General features: G+C 71.4%; 10 protein-coding genes. 4 read left to right on the top strand and 6 right to left on the bottom strand.

Going from position 1 to position 12,665, the window contains the following annotated elements; all coding sequences use genetic code 11:
* Positions 1 to 120: 120 nt before the first annotated feature.
* The gene (locus tag ACQUSR_RS01120) at positions 121 to 465 is read left to right on the top strand and encodes a MerR family transcriptional regulator (protein ID WP_431040619.1); all 345 of its coding nucleotides are present in this window, start codon (positions 121 to 123) and stop codon (positions 463 to 465) included.
* A 154-nt stretch (positions 466 to 619) separates the two neighbouring features.
* Here the strand turns inward: ACQUSR_RS01120 and ACQUSR_RS01115 are convergent, their stop codons facing one another.
* Together ACQUSR_RS01115 and ACQUSR_RS01110 are read right to left on the bottom strand one after the other, a co-directional pair.
* A complete protein-coding gene (locus tag ACQUSR_RS01115; protein WP_431040618.1) occupies positions 620 to 1,543 on the bottom strand; it encodes an NADP-dependent oxidoreductase in 924 nt (307 codons plus the stop codon).
* An 86-nt stretch (positions 1,544 to 1,629) separates the two neighbouring features.
* Positions 1,630 to 2,286, bottom strand: a complete 657-nt coding sequence (locus ACQUSR_RS01110) for a TetR/AcrR family transcriptional regulator (RefSeq protein WP_431040617.1) — start codon at positions 2,284 to 2,286, stop codon at positions 1,630 to 1,632.
* A gap of 64 nt (positions 2,287 to 2,350) precedes the next feature.
* Between ACQUSR_RS01110 and ACQUSR_RS01105 the strand changes: the two genes are divergently transcribed.
* The 3 genes from ACQUSR_RS01105 (at position 2,351) to ACQUSR_RS01095 (ending at position 8,120) form a co-directional block, all read left to right on the top strand.
* Complete coding sequence (locus ACQUSR_RS01105) at positions 2,351 to 3,679, top strand: aldehyde dehydrogenase family protein (protein WP_431040616.1); 1,329 nt, start codon at positions 2,351 to 2,353, stop codon at positions 3,677 to 3,679.
* Between the two features lie 252 nt (positions 3,680 to 3,931).
* The gene (locus ACQUSR_RS01100) at positions 3,932 to 4,684 is read left to right on the top strand and encodes an HAD family hydrolase (protein WP_431040615.1); all 753 of its coding nucleotides are present in this window, start codon (positions 3,932 to 3,934) and stop codon (positions 4,682 to 4,684) included.
* A 52-nt stretch (positions 4,685 to 4,736) separates the two neighbouring features.
* Positions 4,737 to 8,120: an NACHT domain-containing protein gene (locus ACQUSR_RS01095; RefSeq protein ID WP_431040614.1), complete on the top strand. Its 3,384-nt coding sequence runs from the start codon at positions 4,737 to 4,739 to the stop codon at positions 8,118 to 8,120.
* A 54-nt stretch (positions 8,121 to 8,174) separates the two neighbouring features.
* Here ACQUSR_RS01095 and ACQUSR_RS01090 read toward each other — a convergent pair whose 3' ends face one another.
* From ACQUSR_RS01090 to ACQUSR_RS01075, 4 genes are all read right to left on the bottom strand, one after another.
* Positions 8,175 to 9,896, bottom strand: a complete 1,722-nt coding sequence (locus tag ACQUSR_RS01090; protein WP_431040613.1) for an RICIN domain-containing protein — start codon at positions 9,894 to 9,896, stop codon at positions 8,175 to 8,177.
* Positions 9,897 to 10,076: 180 nt separating this feature from the next.
* Positions 10,077 to 10,532, bottom strand: a complete 456-nt coding sequence (locus tag ACQUSR_RS01085; protein WP_431040612.1) for a lasso peptide biosynthesis B2 protein — start codon at positions 10,530 to 10,532, stop codon at positions 10,077 to 10,079.
* Positions 10,529 to 10,786 (bottom strand): lasso peptide biosynthesis PqqD family chaperone, encoded by a 258-nt coding sequence (locus ACQUSR_RS01080; RefSeq protein WP_431040611.1) that lies wholly within the window; start codon positions 10,784 to 10,786, stop codon positions 10,529 to 10,531. The genes ACQUSR_RS01085 and ACQUSR_RS01080 overlap by 4 nt, the downstream gene beginning before the upstream one ends.
* 57 nt (positions 10,787 to 10,843) lie before the next feature.
* Positions 10,844 to 12,664, bottom strand: coding sequence for an asparagine synthase-related protein (locus ACQUSR_RS01075; protein ID WP_431040610.1), 1,821 nt, complete (start codon positions 12,662 to 12,664; stop codon positions 10,844 to 10,846).
* Position 12,665: the final 1 nt, after the last annotated feature.

The following is a 12,665-nucleotide window of genomic DNA, read 5'->3' as shown; positions in this document are numbered from 1 at the left end:
GCCTGACGCCGGGACGCCGGGATGCCGGTACCGCGGACGACGTCCGCGGAATGTCTGCTCACGGGGTGACGTTAAGGCTTCACATCGATGGGAAGGTCAACCTCAGATGGGGCGGGTCACATGCTGATCGGGGAGTTGTCCCGGCGTACCGGGGTCAGCCCGCGGTTGCTGCGGTACTACGAGGAGCAGGGGCTGCTTGACGCCGGGCGCGGTCCGAACGGCTACCGCGACTACGACGAGGGCTCAGTGCTCACCGTGCGGCAGGTTCGTGCCTTGCTGAACGCGGGCCTGTCCACCGAGGTGATCCGCTCGGTGCTGCCGTGCGCTCGGGGCGAGCGGCCGGAGTTCGACATGTGCGTGGACCTGCGGGCCATCTTGGACCGGGAGTTGGCGGCCGTGGACGAGCGCATCGACAGCCTGCAACGCAGCCGCAGCGCCCTCGCCGACTACCTGGCCCAGCCCTGAACCGGCCTGGCGCAGTCCTGAACCGGCTTGGGGTAGGCCTGAGCCGGCTTGGGGTAGGCCTGAGCCGGCCTGGGGCAGGCCAGAGCCGGTTCGGGCGAGCGTGGCGCGCGGGGTCTGAACGGCCCCGCCCACCACGCCGTCGGGGCAGGGCGGCTCAGGACACCTCCAGGACGATCTTGCCGCGGGCCCGGCCCTCCTGGCTGCGGCGGAGGGCTTCGGCGGCCTGGGGGAGCGGGAAGGCCGCATCGACCGGCACGGTCAGCTTCCCGGCGTCCGCGAGCGCGGCGAGCGCGGTCAGATCGGCGGTGTCCGGGCGCACCCACACCATGTGGCCGCCCTTCTGCGTGACCTCGCCGTCGGCCACGGACGCCACCCGGCCGCGGTCCTTGAGCAGCTCCTGCGAGACGTCCACGACACCACCGCCGACGAAGTCCAGGGCCACATCGACTCCCTCGGGCGCCAGCGCCCGCACCCGCTCGGCGAGGCCGTCGCCGTAGGTGACCGGCTCGGCGCCCAGGGAGCGCAGGAAGTCGTGGTTGCGCTCGCTGGCGGTGCCGATGACGCGGGTGCCCTGGGCGACCAGGATCTGGACGGCGAGCGAGCCGACGCCACCGGCCGCGGCGTGCACCAGCGCCGTCTCGCCGGCCTTCGTGCCGACTCGCTTGATCGACTGATATGCCGTCAGTCCGGCGAGCGGAAGCCCGGCGGCCTGCTGCCAGCTGAGCGCGGCGGGCTTGCGCGCCAGGGTCCGGACCGGCGCGGCGACCAGTTCTGCGTAGGTGCCGTGCTGGACCGCGTCCTTGCGGACATAGCCGATGACCTCGTCACCGATCTCGTACTCGGTGGCGTCGGCGCCGACCGCCTCGACCACGCCCGCCACGTCCCACCCGGGGATGAGCGGGAAGTGCGCATCCATCATCGGGTCGAGATAGCCCGCGAGGATCTTCCAGTCCACGGGATTGATCCCGGCTGCCTTGACTCTGACCAGGACCGCGTCGGGGCCCACCTTCGGGTCGGGCAGGTCGGTGTACTCGAGGCCCTCGGGGCCGCCGTAGCTCTTCGCGCTGATTGCCTTCATGGTCCGCCACAACACGTGACGGCCCGGGGTCATTCCAGGCCCTGAGGAAGGTCACCCGATCGGCGTACGGCGGCGCCGATCCCGGTTCAGCCCTGATGGGCCCCCAGGGCGCGCAGCAGGAACGGGAGGAGCTCGTGGATCGCCGCCTCGCCGGACGAGGTGCCGTCCGCGGGGGCCCGGTGCGCGGCGTCGGGGGTCAGGAAGAGGCGGCTGACCATCGAACCGACGACCAGGTCGGCCAGCACGTGCGCGTTCTCCAGCGGCGGGATGTCGCCGCGGTCGACGGCGCGGCGCACCACGGTGGCGGCCCGGTCGCGGACCGGCTCGATGATCGCGGTGTCCAGCACGCGGGCCAGCGCCTCGTTGTGCGCGGACTCGCCGATCAGGACGTGCAGCAGCCGCCCGCCGGGGCCCTCCAGCGTCTCGGCCTTGTCCCGGAGCAGCGCGGTCAGGTCGCCTTCGAGGCTGCCGGTGTCCGGCTGCGGGCCGAGGTCGCTCGCCCAGCGCACGGCGGTGCCCACGACCAGGTCTTCCTTGGAGCGCCAGCGGCGGTAGAGGGTCGCGGTGGACACCCCGGCCCGTTTGGCGACCGCGGCCGTGGTGAGCCCGCCGTACCCGCTCTCCTGGAGGACCTGGACGGTGGCCTCCAGCAGGGCACGGTCGCGTTCGGCGTCCCGCGGGCGGCCCCGGGCGGCCGCCCGCCCGGCCGCCGCGGTCTGGTTGCTCTCGGTGTGTTCGCCCACACCGGGAGTCTAACGGCCCTCCATTACGAAACGAAAAGTTTTCGTTTCCTGTAGTCTTGTGGCCATGGCATCGCACACCCCCACCCCTGACCTGGACGCGGCCGACGTCGTCGGCCGGCTCCGCACCACCTTCGCCACCCGCCGCACCGCCTCCACCGCCTGGCGGCGCGGCCAGCTGTCGGCCCTGCGCACTCTGCTCACCGACCACCGCGACGACCTCATCGCCGCGCTCGCCGCCGACCTCGGCAAGGGACCCGAGGAGGCGTACCGCACCGAGATCGGCTTCACCCTCAACGAGATCGACCACACCCTCGACCACCTCGACGACTGGCTGGCACCCCGGCCCGCGGAGCTCCCCGAGCGGCTGCTCCCGGCGACCGCCCGGGTCGTCCGGGAACCGCTGGGCGTCGTCCTGGTGATCGCGCCCTGGAACTATCCGCTGCAGCTCGCGCTCGCCCCGCTCGTCGGCGCGCTGGCCGCGGGCAACTGCGCCGTCGTCAAGCCCAGCGAACTGGCCCCCGCGACCTCGACCGCGCTCGCCCGCCTGCTGCCGCGCTATCTGGACGCCGAGGCGGTGGCCGTCGTCGAGGGTGCCGTTCCGGAGACCACCGCGCTGCTCGCCCAGCGCTTCGACCACATCTTCTACACCGGCAACGGCACCGTCGGCCGGATCGTGATGGCGGCCGCCGCCCGGAATCTGACGCCGGTCACGCTGGAACTGGGCGGCAAGAGCCCGGCCGTCCTCGACCCGGGCACGGATCTGGCCGCCGCCGCCCGGCGGCTGGTCGCCGGCAAGTTCCTCAACGCCGGCCAGACCTGCGTCGCCCCCGACTACGTCCTGGCGATCGGCGACACCGCCCGGGACATCGAGCCGCACCTCGCCGAGGCCGTACGCGAGGCCTACGGAGCGGATCCGGCCGCCGCGGCCGAGTACGGACGGATCGTCAACGAGCGCCACTTCGACCGGCTGACCGCGCTCCTCGACAGCGGCCGTACGGTCATCGGCGGCACCCATGACCGCGCCGACCGCTACCTGGCACCCACCGTCCTCGCCGATGTCTCGCCCGACGCCCCGGTGATGCGGGAGGAGATCTTCGGCCCGATCCTGCCGATCGTGGCGGTGCCCGACCTGGACGCGGCGATCGCGTTCGTCAACGACCGGGACAAGCCGCTGGCGCTGTACGCGTTCACCGACTCCGACGAGACCAAGCGCAGGCTGCTGACCGAGACCTCCTCCGGCGCGCTCACCTTCGGCCTGCCGGTCGCCCATCTCACCGCGCCCGACCTGCCGTTCGGCGGGGTGGGCGAGAGCGGGATGGGGCGCTACCACGGCGAGTACTCACTGGAGACCTTCAGCCACACCAAGGCGGTGCTGGACAAGCCGCTGGGGTGACCGAGGCCGCGCCAGGACTGCTGAGCCGTGCTTCGGGGCGGGCGGCTCGGCGGGCTTTCTTCGCGGTGCGTCCGTGACGTCCGTCAGGGACGCCAACCGGCATTGTCAGTGCCCTCCGCTGGTTTGCGGGGTGAAGCCGGCCGCCTCCAACTCTCCTCGCTCCTCTTCGCCGCTCTGGGCATACCGGAAGCGCGGCCGGCCGCGCCTGCCGGCGGCCTGGTACGTGGGCCCGGGCCGCGATAGGAAGATCGGATGAGTGGGATCCCCGTCTGCGGCCCGGAAGGGCCCATCCGTGCCACGACCGCCTCGTTAGCACCCCGTTCCGCCGTCCGAGCCGTACTCTTCGACTTCTCCGGCACACTCTTCCAGGTCGGAACGTACGCGGACAGAATCCGCGCGGCGCTGCCGCGGCCGGTGGACGACGCGGCGATGGACCTCATCCTGAGCCGGCTCGAAGCCGGGCTGTCCGACCCCGCCGTGGTGGACGCCCAGCGCGCCCGGGACGTGTCGTCGACAGCCCATCGGCGCGCCTTCACCACCTGGTATTCCTCGGTCCCCGAACTGGCGCCGGTCGCCGAGGTTCTCTACGAGCAACTGAAGGCCCCCGAGCACTGGGTGCCGTATACGGACGCCGAGTCCACCCTGAGCCAACTGGCGGGCAGTGGGGTGGCCCTGGGTGTGGTCAGCGACGTGGGATGGGATCTGCGCGCCACCTTCGCCCATCACGGCTTGGACCACTACTTCTCCTCCTGGGTGCATTCCTACGAGCACGACACCGAGAAGCCGGATCCGCTGCTGTTCCATCACGCGTGCCGCGAGCTGGGCACCGAACCGGCCACGACGCTCATGGTGGGTGACCACCCCGCGAAGGACGGCGGCGCGGCCGGCGCCGGACTGCGCTCCTATGTGCTGCCCGCGGGAGCCGCTCCCGGCTCGTATCGCGGGCTGGACGCCGTCCTGCGGCTGGCTGGGCTCCACCCCGTCCGTACTGCTCCGCGCGGGTGAATGTCGGCGAGCCGACACCGAAAGCGGAGGCTGACACGGAACCAGTCAGAGGGTGAACGTTGGCAGGGATGCTTCGCGGCGGCTGGCGCAGCAGGGATACGACCGGGCCCGCAAATGGCGGGTCCGCAAGAGCGGCTGGTACCTCCCGTTACTCGCACTCACCTTCCTCGGCGCGCTCGTCCTGCTGTTCCTGGCCGCCTTCGCCGTGATCACCCTGGTGGAAGGAGCGGACAAGGACTTCCGGTCGCCCCTCACATGGGTCGACGATCAGTGCGGTAAGAGCGGTCAGTCCTGTGCCATCCTCCAGACCGTCTCCATGCCGTTCCTCACTCTCGCCCTGGCCACGATCGCGTACCTCTTCTTCCGGTTCACCCACGTGCGCAGGACGTACTTCAAGAAGGCCCGGGAGGCTCCGCACGAGCTGGTGGAGACGGCAGGCGGCATCTTCGGCAAGGTGGTGGGCCGAGACCAGCTCTGCGAGGTCCTCATGGAGGACCTGCGGAACAGCCGGTGCCGCCGTACGCACCTCGTCGTCGGCGGCGTCGGAGCCGGCAAGACGGCCCTGGTCGTGCTGCTGACGGAGCAACTCGCCCGGCGCAACGCCGTGCCCGTGCCACTGAGGCTGCGCAGCGCCGAGAACGACCTGGACTTCCGGAAGCTGGCGTTCGAACGGTTCTCCCGCGAAGTCCAGGGGCGCATCCGCTCCGACGCCGAGGGAGAGAAGGTGTGGCGGCGGCTGTGCCAGCAGGGGCGGATCGTCGTCCTCGCGGACGGTCTGGAGGAGGCGCTGACCGGTGAGGAGCTCGCGGAGGAGCGCGATACCATCATCCGACTGGCGATCCGCCGGGCCAACGACGAGCGGCTGCCGCTCCTCATCACGTCGCGGCCGCACAACTCGCTGAGGGGGATGGAGGCGTCCCTCACCGATCTGGAGCCGCTGAGCGAGGAGGCCGCCCTCAGGTACATCTCCTCCGGTAGCGCCTGGGAGGACCGCCAGCGCCTGGACTGGATCGTGGAGAAGGCCGGCATCGCGGAGGCGCCCACCTATCTGCAGATCGCCAGCGAACTGAACGAGGAGGGCCTGCTGGAACGCGCCCTCACCGGCCACGCCCAGGAGGAGCCGGTGGAGACGCGCGGCGGGGACCGGGCCGCGCTGCGCTTCCATCTCCTCGACACCTGGATCAACGCCCTCATCAGCGGGCGCATCCGCCCTGAGGTGCCGCTCAGCGAGGAGGAGCGGCGGGGGGCGATCCACTACCTGTCGGCGCTGGCGTGCGCCGGACTCGCCGCGGACTCCTCCGAGGTGCGCTTCACCGACCTGGTGGACGAGCGGAACCCCTCGCGGCCCCGCTACCCCGAGATCATCCGGGAGCTGGCGAGGAGGGTCGAGGGAAGCCAGCTGGACATCCGCCTCGCCGCGCACTGGGGCACGCGGATGGGCCTGCTGGAGCTCGGTGGGGACCGGGTCCGCTTCCAGCACAGCGTGATCCAGGCCCACCTCGGGGCCCGGTTCATGAACGCCGTGATCCGCCCGGACGTTCCCGGCGAACCCAGGGACGGGGCCTACTTCCCCGCGGCGCTGGAGAACCCCGGGCGGGAACTGCTCATGGCCATGGTCCTGTACTCCCGTACGCCCGAAGGGTCGTGTGTCCACCCGGAGGCACACGGCGACGGGGAGCCCTGGTGTCCGGTGTCCGCGGCGCGCGACCTCCTGCTGCGTGCGGCCTGCCGGGCGCAGACAGTCAGCGGCGACCAGCCGGGACCCCCCGACGGACAGACCTCGGGTGCGCGGACTTCGGACGTACGGCGCCTCTTCGGCCGCACCCTGCACACGAAGGCACTGGAGCTGTACGCGGCGGCCCTGGAGATCGACAGCGCCGATGCCGAACCGCAGCAGCACCTGATCGCCATGCAGCTGGCCACCTCCTGGCCGGACCTGCGCGCACGCGATCCGCGCACCCTGCGAACGGCCAAGGCGCTGCTGGTGTCACGCTTCGGCGACGCCATGCGAGCCGTCGCCCGCAGGCACACCCTGCAGCCCGCCTACCTGGAACTGTTCGAGATCGCGCGGCTGGAGCCCTCGTACCCCGTCCGCGTCGCCATCGCGCAGGAGATCGGGGCCGGCGGCGACAGCGCCTTCGCGGCGCTCCAGCCCCGCCTGCGCGGACCGCAGATCGTCCAGGACCAGCGGGTGGAACGTGAGCCGGACTGGAGGGAGAGGCTGTGGGGCGGTCAGCAGCCGGAGGCCGTCGCGGATCAGGAGACCAGGACCCGCCGTCAGGCGGAGGGCGAGGTCGCGCGCACCAAACGGGAACTGCGGGAACGGGAGGAGCAAAGGCGCCAGGAGCGCCGCCAGGAGGGGGAGGAGCGCGAAGCCGAGGAGCGGGAGTGGCGGGACGACACGATGTGCGCCTGGCTGGTCCCCCTTCTGGTGGGCTCGGTCACCACCCACCGCCATCAGGACACCCCCTACGAGTTCCTCGAGAGCTGGGTGCGGCGGGTGGGTGTGCCGGAACCGGCCGACGCGACCGCTCTCGACCTCAGCTTGGAGGTGGCCCTGGCCCAGGGCTTCAAGTACGCGGCCAACCGCCGCCACAGCCATCCACACGCCCGGCCCGAGGCCCGGGAGTACCTGAGCGAGCAGGCCTGGAACATGCTCAAGCGCACCCGGTTCTGGTTCACCCGCCTCACCTTGCTGCACGCGCTGACCCTCTGGGACCTGCCCGACGGCCCCGCGGTGACGCCGCCCGAGCGCGGAAAGGGCTCCGATCCCGCGGAACAGGTCCGCCAGTGGCTCGCCCTCCCCGGCGGCGAGCCGCAGCACCCTTTCGTCGACGCGGCCGCCGAACTCTGTGTCTGGGCCATGGAGACCCGGCAGCCGGCACGGTTCCTCTGGATCGACGAGTCCGGTGTCGCCGCCCAGGTCGGGTCGCAGACGGCCCCGCGGGGCGAGGCGCGCAAGCACCGCCTGTGGATCCCGCCCTCCACGGGGTGGAGCACCCTGCACCCGCGCGCCCGGCAACTCCTCGCCGACGTGCTCCTGCTGCTCAACCTCGCCGAGCGGGGCGACTGGCCCAAGGACCGGCTCCGGCGACTTCAGCGCACCGCCCGGTCGGACCTGCCACCGTGCCTCACGCGGGACCGCGGCCCCCTCGACCCGGGCCGCAGTGTCGTGCGCACGGCGGCCTCACAGGCGGGCTCCAACTGCCGGGACGACTGCGCCTTCGAACTGTGCCCCTACCCGCCCACGGGCCTCGACAGCCACCGGGTCGAGCTGAGCGAGGCCTTCTGCCGGGCGCAGTCCACCCTGCTGTCGCGGTCGCGGTCCCTTTTCCGTCCCCAGGCCGGGTGGCAGCAGCGCACGGACGTCACTGAACTCAGGCAGTTCTGGGAGCGCATGGGGCAGCGGACCCAGAACGACGCCAGGCCCAGATGAGACGGCGCAGAAGGCGCGGCGGGCCGTGCGCCTGCCGGCAGTGGGCCGCCTGGCTCAGCGCGCCGTCTTGGACCACTTCTCGTCCGGTGCGCCGTTGCAGGTCCACTGGACCAGCTGGGATCCCTTGGTGGCGTTGGAGCCGAGGCCGAGGCACTTGCCGGAGTAGACGTTCCGCAGTTCGTGCGTGCCCGGGTCGTACCACCACTTCTCGTCGACCTTGCCGTTGCACGTGTACTGGATCATGCCCGCCCCGTTGGCGAGGCTCGACGCGGAGCCCATGCACTTGCCCGAGTACGCGTTCTGCAGGAAGTAGGCGCGTTTGCCGTTGGAGTCGGTGGTGTCCTCGAATGTCCAGCGCTCGTCCTGGGCGTTGTTGCACCCCCACTGGATGACCTTCGAACCGTCGGTGATCTTGCTGCCCGCGCCGGCGCAGAGCGCGCTGTAGTCATTGCTGAGGTAGGTGGCGCTGTCGAGCCGCCTGGGCAGCAGTGAGAAGACGACGCGGTAGCTGGTCTTTTCGTTGCTGCCCCACAGACGGCCGGACTGGGGCGCGTAGTTCAGGTTCTGGGTGAGCGGCGGTGTGCGGGTCAGCACCGTTGTCTGGCCGCCCGGCTTGGCCTGCCAGATGCAGGAGTAGCTGCCGTCGTCTCCGGGCCTGTGGTCCCTCATGTAGTCGACCGGGCACTCGGCGGACAGGTAGAAGTAGGTGCCGTCGGTGGCCACGCCCTGGAGCTGGCGGACCGGAGCGACATGGGCGGATGTGGCCTTGACCGGCGACGTGCCCCCTTCGCCGATGTGCTGGAGGGGCCAGGTGATCACGCGCGCCGGGCGCTCGTCGATGGCCTTCGGCGGATTCAGGTATTGCAATTCATCGGAGTTGTTCCGGTACTCCCCGGACACCAGGCTCCCACTGCTGCGGTCCAGGCTCAGGGAGCTCAGGCAGCCGATGAGGTAGCGGTCGCCGGGGTCGCCGCAGAACCGGGGGCTCTTGTTGGCGGACGCGCCTTCCTGAGCCTTGGTGCGCGTCGAGTAGCGGGCGACCATGGGCAGGGCCCATTGGTGATTGCCTGCCGACGAGACACCGTCCTTGATCCCCACACGGTCGGAGACGGACTTCATCTTCCACAGGTGATTCAGGTCGTAGATCTGCAGCTCGCCGCCGTTGGCCACGAACAGCCTGTTCCCGTACCACACCATGCCGTCGGCGTGGACCTTGTCGACCGCGGTGAAGTCGGGCTTGGCCCGGCTGCCGGTGGGCTTGACGAGGAGCACGTGCCCGTAGCTCCAGTCGTTGCCGGTGGACTCGAGGATGGAGACGCGGGCCTTCTTGTCCCGGTCGTCCGGCTCACCGCCCACGCCGTAGTACCAGGCCTGCATGTACAGGTGGTGGCCGTCCATCGTGCCGCTCTCGTAGGCCTCGTGCGAGGCCGACATGCCCTGCGGATGCCAGCCCTTGTGCCAGGCGCTGGTGTCGTCGTCCGTCTTGTCCCAGCAGAACCCGTTGTACTTGAGTGCGCCGTTGATACCAGTCGTTTTGCACAGCTTGCGGCCGACGTGCTGCCGTGACTGGGCGACGCTCAGCGGCGAGGCTTTGGTGACGGCGTTCGCCGCCTCCACGCCCTCGATCACCGACCTGGCCGTCTGGTCTCCGTTCGAACCGGGGTCGACTCCCGGCATCTCGCGCGGGTACAGGACGAACTCGGATTCGTCCACCTTCGCGAACGTACCGCCGTTCGGGCCGCCGTCCCCGGCGGCGGCCTGCTGGGTGCCCGTCATGACGGCCGCCAGAGAGGACACTGCGAGCAGTGCCGCCCTGAGCCGGCCCCTGCGGCGTGTGCGTATGTTTGATTCCACGAGGTGAAACAGTAATCGCCGGTCAATATGGGAACAAGCTCGGTTAATTCCGTGCTGAGTGGGCCGAATCGGATGCGTACCGGCAGCGTCCGTCACCGAGTTCTACCCAGAACCGGCCCCGGCCGTGCCGGGGCCGGTCTTCGGTGCCGGGACGGAGAACAGCGTGCGGAAGTACGAGGAATCCGCCTCCTCTTCGACCATGCGGCCCTCCGCCTCGACCCAGGCGTGCGCGCCGAACGGCGGACGGGCCCGTACGCCCACGGTCCAGGCCGGCCAGGTGCCGCCCGCGCGGCACAGCAGGACCGTCGCCAGCGAGCGGGGCACGCAGCCCTCGGGTGCGGCGCAGCGCAGACTCACCGCCACCACGGCCTCCCGGGCGGCCTGTGCCTCGGCGTAGGTCGCAGGGCGGGCGCCCTTGCGCAGCCGGGCCAGTACGACACGGATACGGGCCGGCGGCTTGCGCGCCAGTCGCTTGGCGGCGGCCACCGCGAGCAGGGTGAGCAGACGCCGCCACGGCGACAGCCGGACCCGCACGCGGTGCGGTACGACCGCGCTCACGCCTGCACCACCTTCGCGTCGATGAGCTTGGACAGCAGGCGCTCCACGTCGTCGCGTGCCCGCGCCGCGTCGACGTCGAATTCGGTGGTCAGCCGGTGGGCGGCCGCCTCCACCGTGCCGCCGTCGAGGAGGGCATGGAAGGCGGCGGACGCGGTGGCGTTGAGCTGCCAGTAGCGGCCGCCGGCCCCGTCGAGCAGCACTGTTCCGTACTCGGTGTCGGCTGTTGAGATGTCGGGGTGCAGTCGCAGTGCCATTGTCCTGTCCATGTGTCACGTCGGCTGACGGTGTCCGTAGGCGTGGGCGGTGGTGTCTCAGCGGTGGGCGGGGGTGCTCGTGGCGGCTGCTCGTGCCCACAGTTCGCAGCTGAGCGTCACCGGCATGGCTCCCTCGTGGAGTCGGGCCGTGTAGGGGCGGCGGAACAGCTCGCGCAGCGGTTGCGGACGGATCAGCCCCAGTTCGGCCAGTCGGGAGGTGTCCCACAGCGCCGCGAGTTCCCGCCGGCCGCGTTCGAAGCCCTCCGCCGCGATCATCGAGCCGGAGGCCTTGGTCCGCCGCTGGAGCAGCTCGGAGGGCATGACGTCGGCCATGGCCGCTTTGACGAGCGGCTTGAACTCCCATGGAGTCACGCGCTGATCGGGTCTGACGGCCAGGCAGGCGTTCAGGACCAGGTCGTCGAGGAAGGGCGAGGCCTGCGTGTACTCCGGCGTTTCCACCAGCTGGTGGAACTGGCGGATCATGCGTCCGGCTTCCTGGATCGCCAGCAGATCGCCGTGCCTTCCCCGGGTGGGTGCCAGCGGTTCCGCGGTGCCGGCCGCCTCGTGCAGGGTCTCGGCCAACAGGTCCGTCGCGTCAGGCGCGAGCCACTCCGGCACGCGCAGGGCCCCGCCCCAGTCGAACGTCTCGTTCCGCGGGCGGCGCGCCTGGCCGCGGGAGAGCGCGTGGACCTCGGCGGCGAGCCAGCGGCGGTAGGAGCTGCCGTCCAGCAGTGTCCGTACCGAGCTGCCCAGGGGGAACCCGGTGAGCAGACGGACGGTGCGCAGTCGCCTGACGGCACGCCACGGACGGCTGCGCAGCAGATCGTGGTAGTAGGCCGGAGTGCCCGACAGGACCTGATCGCCGCCGAATCCGTCGAGGTGGAGGCGCGCGTGGGCGATGGCCCGCTCCCGCCCGGCACGCAGGCGGGGGGCGCTGAGCATGGCTATCGACGGCTCATCGGGGACGTTGTCGACCCCGAGCAGGTCTTCGAAGAAGCCGGGGAGTTCACGGCCCGGGAAGACGACGTGGTTCACCCGCGGCAGGTGCGCCGCGGCCTTCCGTGCCCAGTACGCGTCGTCGTCGGCCTGGTCGTCGTTCTCCATGGTCAAGGCGGTCACCCGAGCCTGCTCCCGGGCGGCCAGCACGGTCAGGGAGGTGGAGTCCATGCCGCCGGACAGATCGCAGCTGACGGCCTGAGCCCCACGGGCGCGTACCGCGACGGCGTCTTCCAGCGCCTGCCGCAGCGCGGTCGCCCCCTCCGCGAGGGACAGCACCGGCTCCGGGGGCCGCCACCAGCGTGTGACCGCGTGCCGCCGCCCGTCCGGGGACAGGGTCAGACGGGAGCCCGGAGGCACCGTCGCGATGTCCCGCCACAGCGGCCGTTCTCCCAGCGGGTGCGGTACGGCGGTGAGTAGCCGCAGCGCGAGCGAGGACCGGTCAAGGGGGGCGTCGAGCAACGCGGCCAGCGCATCGGCACGGTCCGCGGCGATGACCAGTCCGCGAAGGGACGCGTGGAACACGCGGCGCAGCCCCGAGGCGCTGCCGCGGACGTACAGTCGGCCGGCCACCGAGGCGATCAGGTGGTGGCTTCCCGCCCACGACGCCCCGAGCCCGTCGAGCTGCGCTGCGTCGCTGATACGGGCGGCGGCCGCCGCCAGTTCGGCGGGCGTCGCCGAGCAGTGGCCGACGACGGCGAGCCGGGTGTCCCCGTTCTCGGCGAGGAGGACCCGCTCAGCGGCCAGCCGGCCGGCCACCCAGGGCCGGCCGGACCGGTGCCTCATGATCTGCGTGCTGCCCGCCGGAAGCCGGTCGACGGCCGCGGCCGCGGTCTCGTGATCCGGCAGAACCACGAAGTACTGCATCCCGGGACCGACCATT

The sequence above is a fragment of the Streptomyces sp. P1-3 genome (assembly GCF_050613155.1).
Lineage (GTDB): Bacteria > Actinomycetota > Actinomycetes > Streptomycetales > Streptomycetaceae > Streptomyces.
The sequence above is the reverse complement of the archived record's forward strand: the minus strand, read 5'-3'. Positions and strand labels throughout refer to the sequence as shown.